Annotated in this window: 10 protein-coding genes and 1 pseudogene; 4 read left to right on the top strand and 7 right to left on the bottom strand. The window is 64.0% G+C overall.

Going from position 1 to position 12,608, the window contains the following annotated elements; translation table 11 throughout:
• Positions 1-67 precede the first annotated feature (67 nt).
• Together GC162_16540 and GC162_16535 are read left to right on the top strand one after the other, a co-directional pair.
• Positions 68-1,684 (top strand): MFS transporter, encoded by a 1,617-nt coding sequence (locus tag GC162_16540; protein ID MBI1370244.1) that lies wholly within the window; start codon positions 68-70, stop codon positions 1,682-1,684.
• A 200-nt stretch (positions 1,685-1,884) separates the two neighbouring features.
• Positions 1,885-2,835 carry a DUF3500 domain-containing protein gene (locus GC162_16535; protein ID MBI1370243.1) on the top strand — a complete coding sequence of 317 codons (951 nt, stop codon included), beginning with the start codon at positions 1,885-1,887 and terminating at the stop codon, positions 2,833-2,835.
• Here the strand turns inward: GC162_16535 and GC162_16530 are convergent.
• Complete coding sequence (locus GC162_16530; GenBank protein MBI1370242.1) at positions 2,819-4,135, bottom strand: aminotransferase class I/II-fold pyridoxal phosphate-dependent enzyme; 1,317 nt, start codon at positions 4,133-4,135, stop codon at positions 2,819-2,821. The two genes, GC162_16535 and GC162_16530, sit on opposite strands and share 17 nt — an antisense overlap.
• Between GC162_16530 and GC162_16525 the strand changes: the two genes are divergently transcribed.
• Complete coding sequence (locus tag GC162_16525; GenBank protein ID MBI1370241.1) at positions 4,127-5,167, top strand: zinc-binding dehydrogenase; 1,041 nt, start codon at positions 4,127-4,129, stop codon at positions 5,165-5,167. The genes GC162_16530 and GC162_16525 overlap by 9 nt on opposite strands.
• On the opposite strand, the gene GC162_16520 is transcribed toward GC162_16525, so the two are convergent.
• The 6 genes from GC162_16520 to GC162_16495 form a co-directional block, all read right to left on the bottom strand.
• On the bottom strand, positions 5,164-5,733 hold the full coding sequence (locus GC162_16520; GenBank protein MBI1370240.1) for a methyltransferase: 570 nt from the start codon (positions 5,731-5,733) through the stop codon (positions 5,164-5,166). The genes GC162_16525 and GC162_16520 overlap by 4 nt on opposite strands.
• Positions 5,734-5,757: 24 nt before the next feature.
• Positions 5,758-6,063 carry an N-acetyltransferase gene (locus GC162_16515; protein ID MBI1370239.1) on the bottom strand — a complete coding sequence of 102 codons (306 nt, stop codon included), beginning with the start codon at positions 6,061-6,063 and terminating at the stop codon, positions 5,758-5,760.
• A complete protein-coding gene (purQ, locus tag GC162_16510) occupies positions 6,060-6,830 on the bottom strand; it encodes a phosphoribosylformylglycinamidine synthase I (GenBank protein MBI1370238.1) in 771 nt (256 codons plus the stop codon). Before purQ ends, GC162_16515 begins: the two co-directional genes overlap by 4 nt.
• 57 nt (positions 6,831-6,887) lie before the next feature.
• Positions 6,888-9,926 (bottom strand): phosphoribosylformylglycinamidine synthase subunit PurL, encoded by a 3,039-nt coding sequence (purL, locus tag GC162_16505; GenBank protein ID MBI1370237.1) that lies wholly within the window; start codon positions 9,924-9,926, stop codon positions 6,888-6,890.
• 90 nt (positions 9,927-10,016) lie between these two features.
• Positions 10,017-10,736: an HAD-IA family hydrolase gene (locus GC162_16500; protein MBI1370236.1), complete on the bottom strand. Its 720-nt coding sequence runs from the start codon at positions 10,734-10,736 to the stop codon at positions 10,017-10,019.
• A 40-nt stretch (positions 10,737-10,776) separates the two neighbouring features.
• Positions 10,777-11,256 carry a hypothetical protein gene (locus GC162_16495; protein MBI1370235.1) on the bottom strand — a complete coding sequence of 160 codons (480 nt, stop codon included), beginning with the start codon at positions 11,254-11,256 and terminating at the stop codon, positions 10,777-10,779.
• Positions 11,257-11,834: 578 nt separating this feature from the next.
• Here GC162_16495 and GC162_16490 point away from each other — a divergent pair.
• Positions 11,835-12,029 (top strand): annotated as a pseudogene (locus GC162_16490) (hypothetical protein).
• The last annotated feature ends 579 nt before the right edge of the window (positions 12,030-12,608 follow it).

The following is a 12,608-nucleotide window of genomic DNA, read 5'->3' as shown; positions in this document are numbered from 1 at the left end:
CTGCAATTCAACTGTAGTTTTACGCGTTTGTTGGATGGGCCACACACGCTAAAGGAGCTTCGCGTCTATGGGTAATTCCAAAGATAAGGTGTTGTTTTGGGGCTGTTTCATCGCGCTGATCACGACAGCGTTCGGATTTATCGCCCGCATGTTTTTGATCGGTACATGGGCGAAAGAGTTTGGTCTTGACCCGGCGGAAGCGGGGCGGCTCGCGGGTATCGGCATCTGGCCTTTCGCGGTGTCGATCATCGGATTCAGTCTCATCATCGACCGCATCGGCTACAAGACCGCGATGTTCTTCGCGTTCTTGGGCCACATGATCTGGGCGGTCATGGGCGTCAGCGCCTACTTCATGTCGCAGGGCGGCAACAAGGAAAGCGCTTACCAGATGCTCTATTGGGGCTCGCTGATTCTGGGCCTGGCGAACGGAACGGTCGAAGCATTCATCAATCCCGTCGTCGCCACCATGTTCAACAAGGAAAAGACCAAGTGGCTCAACATGCTTCATGCGGGCTGGCCCGGCGGGCTGGTTGTCGCTGGCATCTTTACGATCTTCATTGACAATGTCCCCTGGTGGATCAAGGTTGGCATCCTCGCAGTCCCGGCGCTGATCTACTTTTTCATGCTGCTGCCGCTCAAGTTCCCCGTGCAGGAGCGCGAGGCGGCGGGCGTTTCCTATCGTCAGATGCTCGCGGAATTCGGCATTCTGGGCGCGGCGGTCGTCGGCTTCCTTGTGACGCTTCAGCTCATTGACTTCTTCGGCGATGCCAACCGCATTCTGTTCATCGGCATCGGCATCGCGATCGTCGTGGCATTTGGCGCGTACACGCGCAGTCTGGGACGCCCCTTCCTGTTTTTCATGATCTTGATCATGATGCCGTTGGCCACCACGGAAATCGGCACGGATGGATGGATCACCGGCATTATGGAGGGCGTCTCCAAAGGCCACTTCCATCCCGGCTGGATCCTCGTCTACACCTCGGTCATCATGATGATCCTGCGCTTCTGTGCCGGCCCGATCGTGCACAGTCTTTCACCGTTGGGCCTGCTCGCGATGTCGGCGGCTCTGGCGATCGGTGGATTGTTCATGCTCTCCGGCGCGGCGGGCGTGATGATCTTCGTCGCCGCGACGCTCTATGCCTTCGGCAAGACCTTCTTCTGGCCCACGATGCTCGGCGTCGTGTCCGAGCAGACGCCCAAGGGCGGGGCGATGACCCTCAACGGCTTGGGCGGCATCGGCATGCTCGCCGTCGGCGTACTCGGCTTCCCTTACATCGGGACGCTTCAGGCCGACAAAAACATTGAAGCCGTCACCGCCGCACCGATCGCACAGACCGTCCCCGGCCTCTTGCAGGGTGGTCAGCTTTCGGTACTCGATGAGAAGAGCATCTACGAAATCATCAAGTACAAGACCATCGACGATGCGAAGCTTGATGCCCTGATCGCAGCGATGCCCGAAGCTGAGCAGGCCAAAGTCAAGGATGAAATCGGGGCGGTCCGTGCCAAGAGCACGCAGGGCGCTCTGGCGAACATGGCGATGTTCCCGATGATCATGCTCGGTGGCTACATCATTTTGATCGTGTACTTCAAGAGCAAGGGCGGCTACCACGCGCAGGTCCTCACCGGTCACGCCGCCAACGACGGCGAATTCACCGGCGGCGTCGAAGGCCCCGCCGACGCGTGAAAGGATCGCTGATCCGAATGATTTCCAAAACCCCGGCCGATCGCCGGGGTTTTTTCATGGGCGGGTCCGGCGGCAGGGCGATGGCGATGCGCCGATCGTGACATGCGCCCGCGTGGTCTATACTGATGCATCCCAAAAGGAGGCCCGCCATGTCTGAGCGTCCCGCGCCTGCGTCGTGTCCGGATTGTTCCGCGCTGCCGATGACGCGTCGCCGGTTCGTGCAGGCGGCGGCGATCTCGCTGGCGGTGCCGCCGATGCTGCGGGCCGCGGAGCCGGCGGCGAAGCCGACGGGCGAAACGCTCGTGCAGCAACTCTACGGCAGTCTCAATGAAGCGCAGCGCCAGTCGATCTGTTTCCCCTTCGATCACAAGCTGCGCTTCGAAGTCGACAACAACTGGCACATCGTCGACGGCCGCATCGCCAGCGTGTTCAACCCCGATCAGCAGGATCTTGTGAAGCAGATTTTCAACGCGCTGCACAGCGAGCAGTACGCGGCGTCGGTGATGCAGCAGGTTGAACATGACAACGGCAAGCCGGGCTTCGGGGGTTGTTCGGTGGCGATCTTCGGCGAGCCGGGCACGGGCAAGTTCGAGTTCGTGCTCACGGGCCGTCACGTCACGCGCCGCTGCGACGGCGACAGCGTCGAAGGCGCGGCCTTCGGCGGGCCGATCTTTTATGGCCACGCCGCCCGCAGCTTCAACGAAAGCCCCCAGCACGAGGACAACATCTACTGGTATCAGGCCAAGCGCGCCAACGAAGTCCTCGCATCGCTCGACGGCAAACAGCGCGCGATGGCGCTCCGTACCGACGCCCGCGATGAGAACGGGCTGGCGACCGTCAACGTCACCGGCAAGCGCGAGGGACTGGCCGGCATTCCGTGCAGCGAGCTTTCGCCCGATCAGAAGCAGCTTGTGCGGAACGTCATGGCCGACCTGCTCGCGCCGTTCCGCAAGGTCGACGCCGACGAATCGATGAAGCTCATCGAAGCCGGCGGGGGCATCGATGCGCTGGCCATGTCGTTCTACTCGAACATGGACATCGGCAACGACGGCGTCATGGACGTCTGGCAGCTTGAAGGGCCCAACATGGTCTGGTACTTCCGCGGCAAGCCGCACGTGCACACGTGGGTCAACATCAAGTCGCCCGCCTGATCGCCGCGGCCAGTCGCCGCACGCCTTCGTGTATCTGCTCGATCGTCGCCGTGCCGAAGCTCAAACGCATCGCATGCGTCGGCGTCGCGCGCGTCGCATCGCCCGGATAGCAGAACGCCCCCGGCACGTAAATCACGCCTTCCGCCATCGCCGCCTTGAACAGCGGCCCCGCCATGCCCGTGTCAAACCGCTCCGGCAGCGTCAGCCAGACGTACAGCCCGCCGCGCGGATGCGTCCAATGCGTCCCCCCGGAAGCCCCGGAAGCCCCGGAAGCGCCGGGCTCGAAATCACCCAGGTGTTCCTCCAGCGCCTTGAGCATCGCATCGCGCTTGTGCGCGTAATGCCCGCACAGGCGCGATACCTGTGCCGCATACGCCCCGCTGCGCATCGCCGCCGCCAGAAGATGCTGCACCAGATTCACCGACCCGAAATCGTGCGACCCCTTCTGCAAAAGCACCGGCTCCACCAGATCGCGCGGCAGCAGCGCATATCCCGTCTTGAGTCCGGGGGCGAAGGGCTTACTGAACGTCTGCGTCAGCGCGACGAATTCATTGCGCGGGTCATGCCGCTTGATCGACGGCGGAGCGTCGCCTTCGTACGTCAATTCCCGGTACGCCGCGTCTTCGAGCAGCAGAATGCGATGTTTCTTCGAGTATTTCCGCACAATCTCCGCAATGCGCGGACGACGGTCGGCGGACAAGGTGATGCCCGTCGGGTTCTGATGATAGTCGCAGGTGTAGACGATCTTGACGCGCGGAAGCTGACCTTCCGATTCGATCTGTTGAAATAACGCTTCGAGCGCTTCGGGAATGATGCCTTCCTCATCCATATCCACGCAGCGCACCTGCGCACCCATCGTCGCCAGCGCCCCGGTGTAGACGAAATAGCTGGGCCACTCCGCGATGACGATGTCGCCGGGATTGACGAGGATGTCGGTCAGCACGAAGAGGATCTGCTGCGAGCCGGTCGTGACGATCACGTCGTCGGCCGTCGCGGAAAAGTCAGCGGGCGTCAGTCCGTCGAGGTGCGCCATGTGTTCGAGCAGTCGGACGCGCAAGGCGGCGAAGCCCTCGGTCGTGCCGTACTGAAGCGCGAGCCGGGCTTTGACTTCGTCGGACAAAAGTTCGTGCAAAACCTGTTCCACCGCCTGCGTCGGCAGCGTCGGGTAATCGACGAGTCCCGCCGCCAGCGAGATGAGATTCGGATTGCTCACCGCCTGCGCCATCAGATAACCGATGGGCTGCTCGACGGTGCGTGCAGCCCGCTCGGACAAGGCGAACGATGGGAGCGAATGAGTCATGGTCGGGCTATTGTACAATGCCTCGACTTTCGAACAGGGAGCGACCCCATGCGCGCGATGACCATCACTCAATTCGGCGGCCCCGACGTTCTCAAACTCGCCGACATGCCCAAGCCGACGCCCGCAAGCGGCGAAGTCCTCGTCGAAGTCCACGCCGCGGCCCTCAACCCCGTCGACACGAAAATCCGCAAGGGACTGCACGGGCCCAAAACGTTTCCGTTGATACCGGGGTATGACGTCTCAGGCGTCATCGCCGCGATCGGGCCCAACGTCGCGCACTTCAAAGTCGGCGACGAAGTGTACGCCTCGCCTTCGCTTTTCAAGCATGGCGCGCACGCGGAGTATGTGCTCGTCGATGCGCGCGTGCTGGCGATCAAGCCCAAAAGCATCGATCACGTCACCGCCGCGGCTTTTCCCCTGGTGACGCTCACGGCATGGGAGGCCCTGCACGAGCGTGTCGGGATGCATCGCGGCGAGACGGTCTTGATTCACGCCGGGGCCGGGGGCGTCGGGCATATCGCGCTTCAACTCGCTCATCATCACGGCTGCCGCGTGTTCACCACCGCGAGCACCGATGACTCCGTCGCCCTGTGCAAAAAACTCGGCGCCGACGTCGTCATCAACTACAAGTCTGAAAACATCATCGAGCGCGTCAAGGAGGAAACCGGCGGGAAACTCTGCCCCGTCGTGTTCGACACGGTGGGGGGGCCGGTCTTCGATCAGTCCCTCGACTGCGTCGCGCCGCTGGGGCGCATGGTGACGATCGTGCTCAATGACAACGGCCGCATCGTCCCCGCGCTTTTCCGCAAGAACGCCACGCTGCACATGGAGTTCATGGGCGCCAAGCAATTGCACAACATGAACGTCGAGTCGCAGGGCGAAATGCTCGCCACCGCCGCCGAGTTGATCGACGCGGGGAAATTGAAAACGTGTCTGCACAAGGTGATCGCGCTGGACGATCTGCCCGCCGCGCACGCCGAGCAGGAGACGGGCACGGTGCACGGCAAGATCGTCATCAAAATGCGCGGTTAACGATCGAGAATCGTCAGCTCAAACCCGTTGCCCACATCGACCGGACAACTGGTCGCCCCCGGCAGCGAGCGCAGATGTTTGACGAAGCCCGACAGCTCATCGGGATGCGTCGAAATGTTGTCCGTGGTCAAAATCGCCCGCGCCCCGAGATGCGGCATCAGCGCTTCCAGATACTCAAAACTCTGATCCTTCCACGCATCGATGAACGCAAAATCGAACGGCTTCGCCGGCTTCATCGTCTTGAGCACGTCCTGCGCCTTGCCCGTGTGCAGCGTCACCGCATCGAGCAGCCCCGCGCGTTTGAGATACTCCGTCGCCGCCTTCGTCTTGCGCGGCTCGGCGTCGATCGTGTGCACGTACCCGCCGCTCCCCCGCGCCGCCGCCGCCAGATGCAGCGTCGAAAACCCGTAACTCGTCCCGATCTCGCACACGCTCACACACCGCGCCGCTTTGACAAGCTGATAAAGCAACATGCCCTCATCCGCCGGAATCTGCCAGTGATCATCCACCTGCTCGCGCAGGGCGTCGACTTCGCGAATGATGTTCTTGATTGCATCAGTAAGCATGCTCAAAGCATAGCACGCCAGCGTTCAGATTCCGCGAAAGGGAAACGGCTGTGCGTCGAAGTCGACGATGTCGTGATACTGCGGAAAACGCGGGAGGAAATCGTTGCGGATGAAGGGGCAGGTGGGGATGACTTTGAGAGTTTCGGCCCGGGCGAAGTCGAAGGCGGCGGCGAGGAGGTAGCCGGCGAGGCCGCGGTTGCGACAGGGGTCCGGCACGTAGATGTGATAGAGGTCGATGACGCGGTCGCGCCGGGCGTACATGAGGACGGCTTCGTATTCGCCGCAGCGCTGATAAAAGCAGTGACGCGCCGTGTCGTGTTCGATGCTCATGATGCGGCGGCAGCGGTCTGGGTCACGTGCGCCACGGCATTGGTGAACATCTTCAGGCCCGCCGGGGACGTGATCGTCTTGCGGGTCCAATGGGGGTGATTGGTTTTATGCGTGAAGCGTTCGGGGTGGGGCATGAGGCCGAAGACGAGCCCGGTCGGGTCGCACACGCCGGCGATGTCGCGCCTGGACCCGTTGGGATTGTCGGTGTATCGCAGCGCGACCTGCTTCTGCGCTTCGAGCCGATCGAGCACCGCATCGTCGGCGAGGAATCGCCCTTCGCCATGCGCGATGGGCAACTCGAAGCGATCGAGCCCCTGCGTCCAGATGCAGACGGTTTCGGGTTCGACGCGGACGCCGACCCATTGGTCGATGAAGCGCATGTTGGCATTGTCCGTCAGCGTCACGATCTGCGGCGGCGCGCCGTCCTCGGGCAGCTCGAAGCCGGGCAGAAGCCCCGCCTTGACCATGAGCTGGAACCCGTTGCAGATGCCGATCACGGGTTTGCCCGCCGCGATGAAACTGCGCAGCGCGGGATAGAGCGCGTGACGAAGGCGATTGGCGAAGATGCGGCCGGCGGCGATGTCGTCGCCGTAGCTGAACCCGCCGGCGAGGGCCAGCATGTCAAAAGCATCCAACTGCTCGGGCCGGGCGATCAGATCATTGAGATGCACGCGCTGCACGTCCGCCCCGGCGAGCTCGAAGGCGTGCGCCAGTTCGAGATCGCAGTTGGTCCCGGCGGTGCGGATGATGAGGGTGTTGGGTTTCATGTCCATGATAGTTTAGCCGCGCCGCGAGGGAGCGTTCCGGGGGAGCGTTCCGGGGGTTTACCAGTCCAGCGGTTTGAGCCAGGTGTCGAGCATTTCGTCGTTCGTCCATTCCGCTGCGATCTTCGACTGGTCATCCCGCACGACGAGACGGTTACCGTCGTTGAACGTGCCGACGTGCCCGAAGGGGATGTTCGCGGCGCGGAGCTTGCGGGCGAGGGCGTCGAAGCGGTCGGGCTCGATTTCCAAAAGCACGCGCGTCGGCGTCTCGGCAAAGCATGCGGCGAAGTCGGAAAGGTCGCCATTGCGGGGGCGGGGGACGCCGGCGAGGTTCAGGTCCAAGCCGAGGCGGCCGGCGAAAGCCATCTCCGTGGCGGCGACAAGCAGACCGCCTTCGGAACAGTCGTGCGCGCTGCGGACGAAACCCGCCCCGATCAGGTCGGCGACGGCGGCGAGAACTTTCGGCGCGGTCGTGAGATCGACGCGCGGGATGTCGGAAGTTGCCAAGCCGCAAGCGGCGGAGGCGCCCATCTGCGGCGTCGTCACGCCGACGAGGATCAGCATGTTCCCCGGCGTTTTCGCGTCCATTGTCACGCAGTTGTTCACATCATCAACGATGCCGATCGCGCTGATGAGCAGCGTCGGCGGGATCGCGATGGTCTTGCCTTCGTCCGTGGTGAACTGATTATTGAGCGAGTCCTTGCCCGAGATGAACGGCGTGCGGTAGGCGAGCGCTCCGTCGTAGCACGCCTCGGCCGCCCGGACGAGCGAGCCGAGGTTGGCGGGCTTGGAGCAGTCGGCCCAGCAGAAGTTGTCGAGAATCGCCACGCGATCCGGCCGGGCGCCGACGCACACCGCATTGCGCACCGCTTCATCAATCGCCGCCAGCGTCATCCAGTACGGGTCCACATCGCCCAGCGCCGATTGCAGACCGCATGACAGGGCGATGCCGCGCTGCGAAGTGAGCTTGGGACGCAGCACCGCCGCGTCGCTGGGACCGTCCATCTGCGGACCGGTCAGCGGTTTGACCACCGACCCCGCCTGCACTTCGTGATCGTACTGGCGAATGACCCAGTGCTTGGAGGCGATGTTGGGATTGGCGAGAAGCGAAATAAGCGTCTTGCGGAGTGCGGAGTGTGGAGTGTGGAGTGTGGAGTGAGAAGGCGCGGAGGTTTTCACTCCGCACTCCGAACGCCCAACTCCGCACTCCCATGCCGCTTCGCGCACCGGCTGGGGGATGCCTTCGTGCAGGAGGTGCATGGCGAGGCGGCCGACTTCGGTTCCGCGATAGGTCAGCACCAGCTCGGCGTTGTCCGTGCCGAATTCGCCCAGATCGCAGATCTCGACGTCCTCCGCTTCGCACAGCGCGGCGAGCGTCGCCACCTTGTCCGGCGACACCGCCATGACCATGCGTTCCTGCGCTTCGCTGATCCAGATTTCAGTGTACGAAAGCCCGTCATATTTGAGCGGGGCTTTTTCAAGCTGCACATGCGCCCCGAGCTTTTCGCCCATCTCGCCCACCGCCGAGCTGAATCCCCCGGCCCCGCAGTCGGTGATGGCGTTGTACAAACAGCCGCCGGCGTGATCGCGCGCCTGGAGAATCACGTCGAGCGTTTTCTTTTCCGTGATGGCGTTGCCGATCTGCACAGCGTGGGAGAATTCGTCGGCGTGCGTGTCGGTCAGTTCGGCGGAACTGAACGTCGCGCCGTGAATCCCGTCGCGCCCGGTGCGCCCGCCGAGCACGATGATGCGGTCGCCCGCCTTGGCGGAGCCGAAGCATTTGTCATTGGGGATCAGCCCCACCGACCCCGCGAACACGAGCGGATTGCCGAGGTAGCGGTCATCGAAGGCGACCGCGCCGTTGACCGTCGGAATGCCCATCCGGTTGCCGTAGTCCCGCACGCCGGCGACGACCTGCTTGAGCACGCGCCTTGGGTGCAACACACCCTTGGGCAAACTTTCCGGGGGCGTGTTCGGATCGGCGACGGCGAAGATGTCGGTGTTGGCGATGGGTTTGGCGGCCAGTCCCGTGCCCATCGTGTCGCGGATGCACCCGCCGATGCCCGTCGCCGCGCCGCCGTAGGGTTCGATCGCGCTGGGGTGGTTGTGCGTCTCGACCTTGAACGTCACCGCATGTTCATCGTCGAAGCGGATGATCCCCGCGTTGTCGACGAACACGCTGATGCACCAGTTGAGCCCGTCGGCGATGAGCTTGTTCGTCGCGGCGGCGATGGTGCTTTTCAAGAGATTGTCGATGATCAGCGCCCCGTCCGCGTCGATCGTATGCCCCGGGCGATTCGTCCACGCTGAACGCCCGGGCATCGCCATGTCTGAGCTTTCCACGTATCGAATCCGCGACTTGAGCGTCTTGTGAACGCAATGCTCGCTCCACGTCTGCGCGAGCGTTTCAAGCTCCACATCCGTCGGCTCCCGCCCGGCGTCACGGTAATACTGACGAATCGCCTGCATCTCCGTGAGCGACAAAAACAGATGCGCCTCGCGCGACATTTTGACGAGCGCCGCGTCGTCCAAGTCGCGGATCGGCACATGCGTGAGCGTCATCTCGTACGGCCGGCCCTCGATGAAATGCTCCGGACACTGCGGCTCGAAACTCACCGATTGAATCACCGCATTGGCGAGCAGGCGGCTCGCGATCGTCTGAGCCGTCGCGCCGTCGATGCCGCTCAGGTCGTAGCGGAAGCCCGTGCGCACTTGGCATTTTCCCCCGCCGGTCATTTCGGCGATGGCGTCCTGGGCCGACAGGGCGACGGGGTCCATCACGCCCGGCAGGTAATGCACTTCGATGAGCGAAGCGCCGTCGGTCGCCGGCGTCGCGCCCAGCGTGTAGCGCTGATCGATCGGGTCGGTGAGCAGTTCGGAGGCGATGCGGCGGATCGTCGCCTCGTCGAACGGCCCCTGAATCAGATAGACGCGCGCACTGGTGACTTTCGTCAGCGACGGCGCGAGATGCAGGTCGGCGACTTCGTGCGCGAGACTGGCCGCACGCGGATCATCGGTTTCGTGAAGCGGATGAACCTCGACGCGCCAGACACGCTGCGGAGCGATCTCGGCCGCGGGATGTGTTTGAAGGGTGGTCATAGGTGGATTGTAAACGCGAATCCCCAAACTCGAAACCCGAACCCCCGGAGCCCCCGCAACAAGAAACCAGAAACTGGAAACCAGAAACTCCTAATCCATCACGCCGTAGCGCTTGAGGTATTTTTCGATTTGCGAAGCGGTGTCCCCGGCGGGGTCGATGCGCTGGGTGTGCCAGTGTTGCCAGACGGCTCCGGTGATGTTCTCCTCCAGGTCATCGAAGAAGAGGATCGATTCGGGATCGACGCCCAGCGCGGTTTCGACATGCTGATACGCCGGGCCGTCGGGTTTGCGGGCGCCGATGAGGTGGCTGGCGAAACGGTGGGGGATGCGGTCGACGATTTTGTAGCGGTCCTCGTGCTCGATGAACGACCAGTGCAGCGCGTTGGTGTTGGAAAGCAGGGCGATGCGGACATTGGCGGCGAGGAGTCGGTCGAGGAGGGCATCGACGCCGTCGTAGACGCCGATGATCCACGCGCTGAGGACGGCCTGAACCTGATCGCGCGTGTAGGGGCTCAATTCGGTGATGCGGTCGATGAACTGATCGGGGGTGATGCGGCCGACTTCCATGGCGTGCGACGCCCGCAGGAACGGGTCGCGATTGGCGGGGTCGGCGATGGCGTCGAGCATCGGCACGCCGGCGATTTGGCAGGCGTGCGCCCATCCGCTCACGCAGCGCAAGAGGACGCCGCCGAGGTCGAAGCAGACAAGTTCGATAGCGGGACGGGGCATTGTTCGGGGATCGGGGGTTGGGGATCGGGGATCAGGGGGCGGAGGCAGGGGGCGATCCGGGGCTTGCGGGGGGAGGGTCATGATAGGCGGAGCGGGGCGGCGGGGGAAGGGCGATGGCGAATCAGGGTTTGGCGGTCGGCGTCAAGGTGGATTGGACGGTGCCTTGTCCGTCGAAGTGGGCGGTGGGCATGGGGATGCCCAATTCGTAGATGAGCTGGCGGATCTGGCCGGGCGGATTGAGCGTGATGGTTCCCTCGGCCGTGAAATTCTGACCGGCGGCGGCGGGGCCCTCGAGCACCGCCGGGACGGTGAACTGAATCTGCGACAGGGCGGGCAGCGTCGTATTCGGAATCGCGCTGCCTTCGTAGGTCCGCTCGCCGACGGTCAAGCTGTACGTGGCGAAGGTCATCGGCAACTCGAAGTTGTTGGGGTTCACGAGCGTGATCGTGATGTCATACTTGCCCGCCTTCTCCGACGCGTCGACGAGATTGACCGAAGCGATGTCCGTCGTCGGGTCCTGCACCGGCACGGGCATGCGCGGCATCTTGATCGGGCCGCAGCCCGTGAGCGTCATCGCCGCCAGCACGGCGATCAGCATCATGCTCTGTGTTGCCCGCGACATTCGGTGAATCGCTCCCATGCGTTAAAAGGCAGATGTTACCGGTCGCGTCGCCCCATGTCGAGCGGGCGCTTCCGGGACCGCCGCGACACGGACCGGCGGGGCGTGTAACGTATGCCCATGCTTTCCGTCGACACCGTCCCAGCCCTGCTCACCGCGGCGGCGGTCCTTCTGGCCGCCGGGTCGCTGGGGGCGATGCTCGCCCTGCGCCTCGGTTCGACACGCCTCGTCGGCGCGCTGATCGCCGGGATTCTCATCGGCCCGACCGTGCTCGGCCGGGCCGCGCCGCAACTGCATCGCCAGCTTCTGGCCGGCGCCGTCGACGAGTCGCATCAACTGGAGCAGGCCCGCCGCGACGCCGCACAGGCCATCGCCGCCGCCCAATCCACCGGCGTCAGTCACGACTACATCGACCGACTCCGCACCTTAAGCGCCCAGCGACTTGCCGACCTGGCCCTCGCCCGTGACAAGGCCCTTGTGCAGCGCCGGCTGCTGACGTTCATGAGTCTGGGCCTCCCCGCCGTGCTCGTCGCGCTCTATATCACCGGCGCCCGCATGTTGGCGCAGACCCGGCCGACGCACGTCCTGCTCGCCAGCGCCGTGCTCACCAGCGCCCTGGCCGCCGCGATCGTCGGCGGACTCTACGTGCGCTTCGCCCCCGACCTGGCGCCGAACCGCGTCTGGGGCATCGCCTTCGTCCTCGCCTGCGCGATGCCGACCCTGCCGCGCCCCCGGCCGGTCAAGGGCGTCGATGATCAACCGCTCTGGTGTTTCGTGTTTCTGCCGCTGCTGGGCGCGCTGGCCGGGTCGCAGGTCGATCTGATCGGCCCGATGAACGGGCTGCTCGTGCTGGTCACGCTCATCGTCTTCTGCGATGCCAAAACGCTCGGGCCGATCGTGCTCATGCGCCGCGGCCGATTGACATGGAACGCCACGCTGACTTCCGCCGCCCGCATGGTCATCGGTCATCCATTGGCGCTGGCGCTCGCGCTGACGTTCTACAACCTGGACCTGATCAACGCGCCGACCTTCACCGCGCTGGTGATCGCCAATGGCGCATCGCTGCTGCTGCTGCCGCCGGTGCTGCGGCTCATCGACCGAGCGGCATCGGCCTAGCCGGTCATCGGGGACGGCGAAAAATATCGGGAGGTGCGCGGCGGCGATTGGGTCATCTTTCGCACCGGTGCGTCGCAAAACGCGCATGGGGATGTCACATTCGCCTCGGGCGTGCGCACGGGTTTTTGTAAGTCCTTGATTGATCGCGCACCGGCGCGACGGGGTTGCCTTCGCGGTGCGCATGGGCGCGCCCATGCGCGCGGCAGGTGCGGATTGGG

This window comes from Planctomycetota bacterium (assembly GCA_016125255.1).
Classification (GTDB): Bacteria; Planctomycetota; Phycisphaerae; order Phycisphaerales; family Zrk34; genus RI-421.
Note: the sequence above shows the minus strand (reverse complement) of the source record. Positions and strands in the feature narration are given on the sequence as shown.

Bases quoted from the DNA above. Each gene is read 5' to 3' on its own strand.
- GC162_16540 (MBI1370244.1), top strand. From the start codon at position 68: ATGGGTAATTCCAAAGATAAGGTGTTGTTTTGGGGCTGTTTCATCGCG.
- GC162_16535 (MBI1370243.1), top strand. From the start codon at position 1,885: ATGACGCGTCGCCGGTTCGTGCAGGCGGCGGCGATCTCGCTGGCGGTG.
- GC162_16525 (MBI1370241.1), top strand. From the start codon at position 4,127: ATGAGTCATGGTCGGGCTATTGTACAATGCCTCGACTTTCGAACAGGG.
- GC162_16530 (MBI1370242.1), bottom strand. From the start codon at position 4,135: ATGACTCATTCGCTCCCATCGTTCGCCTTGTCCGAGCGGGCTGCACGC.
- GC162_16520 (MBI1370240.1), bottom strand. From the start codon at position 5,733: ATGCTTACTGATGCAATCAAGAACATCATTCGCGAAGTCGACGCCCTG.
- GC162_16515 (MBI1370239.1), bottom strand. From the start codon at position 6,063: ATGAGCATCGAACACGACACGGCGCGTCACTGCTTTTATCAGCGCTGC.
- purQ (MBI1370238.1), bottom strand. From the start codon at position 6,830: ATGAAACCCAACACCCTCATCATCCGCACCGCCGGGACCAACTGCGAT.
- purL (MBI1370237.1), bottom strand. From the start codon at position 9,926: ATGACCACCCTTCAAACACATCCCGCGGCCGAGATCGCTCCGCAGCGT.
- GC162_16500 (MBI1370236.1), bottom strand. From the start codon at position 10,736: ATGACCCTCCCCCCGCAAGCCCCGGATCGCCCCCTGCCTCCGCCCCCT.
- GC162_16495 (MBI1370235.1), bottom strand. From the start codon at position 11,256: ATGATGCTGATCGCCGTGCTGGCGGCGATGACGCTCACGGGCTGCGGC.